At 38.3% G+C, this 1,252-nt stretch carries 2 protein-coding genes; both read right to left on the reverse strand.

Annotation, left to right across the window (positions count from 1 at the left end):
* Window positions 1–928 (reverse strand): hypothetical protein (locus AB840_RS15265; protein ID WP_048515670.1); only part of this gene is annotated, 928 nt, incomplete at its 3' end.
* Window positions 928–1,252, reverse strand: a 325-nt coding sequence (locus AB840_RS15270) for a RusA family crossover junction endodeoxyribonuclease (protein WP_048515671.1), incomplete at its 5' end; no start/stop codon positions are given. The genes AB840_RS15265 and AB840_RS15270, both read right to left, overlap by 1 nt.

Consider the following 1,252-nt stretch of genomic DNA (forward strand, 5'->3'; position numbering starts at 1 on the left):
GTGTGCCTCCTAGTTGATAAAAACGGTCGTACATATAGCCTGAAAGCTCCTCAAACGCCGTATTTAAACGGTTAAATGCGTTTCTAGTACCGATATATTCACGGTCTTCTAATAACGCTCTTCTTGTATAAGCAACTTCTTTCGCAAACGCCACGTTTAAATCATATGATGTTGAGTTCCTATTTCTACTTTGAAAATACTCTAAACCTGCACTCTTAATAGGGTTTAAAAGGTCTAGAAGCGGTTGTGCGTCAGGTCTTAATCCTCTTTCTTCTGCAATACTAGGTCTTGCGTCTGTAAGGCTCTCAGCCTCTTGTATATAGCCACTATTTTCTAAATCGCCGATAACATTATCAACTTCTTTTTGTACGTCTTCTCCTTGCTCTAATGCCTCTCTATAGCGTACAAAGCCACTTGTATAATCACTTCTTAGCTTTTCAATCTTTTTAACAATACTCTCTGCTTTATCTTGTTTACCGTCTTCCATAGCGTCGATTAAGTCCATAAGCACATTTAACTCTTCGATTTCGATTTTTCGAACTTTCAACAATCGCCATGCTTTTCCTATGCTGTCTTCGTCTAATTCGCCGTCTAACTTTTTTCTAGCACGTTTTAATTGCTTAACTGATGGTTGATTATCTCCATCTGCTTTATCTTCTTCTATCGCCTCTATATGCTCGTCTATTCGGTCTCTTGCACTTTGTGCTACATTCTTTACGTCTGCGTCTACTTCGAGCTTATCACCTTGCTTGATTACACGTTGCTGTATCTTGCCTAGTGTATGCGATAGATTACTATATTCTTTTCTCAACACATTCATATACTCATAACGTTGCTCTAAACTGCTTAAATACGGCTCCATTAAGCCCTGTGCCTCGTCCATCATTTGTTCTATCACTAGAAACTTATCTAAATTTGTGTTCGCCATTACTCAATCCCCCTTAAAACTATCTCAGTTCTTGGATTTTCCATTTCTTGAAATTTGCCCATTGATACCAAAACTACTCGGCTGTCTTTGACTTCTAATCCTCTGAAAATACCGTCTAACGCTGCTTTGAGCAAGTTATCTATATCGGGTGCTGTCGTCCTTGTCAGCTTTTTTAATCGCTTTTGGCTTCTCGGTGCTTGTACATAAAACATGATTTCGGCTTTCACGCCTAACTCGGTATTTATTACATCATAGAAATCATCATTTATCGCATTATCTTTCGCTAATTCGTCTTGTATTGCGTCTAAATAATCACTATAAGAC

This window comes from Megasphaera cerevisiae DSM 20462 (assembly GCF_001045675.1).
GTDB classification, from domain to species: Bacteria; Bacillota; Negativicutes; order Veillonellales; family Megasphaeraceae; genus Megasphaera; species Megasphaera cerevisiae.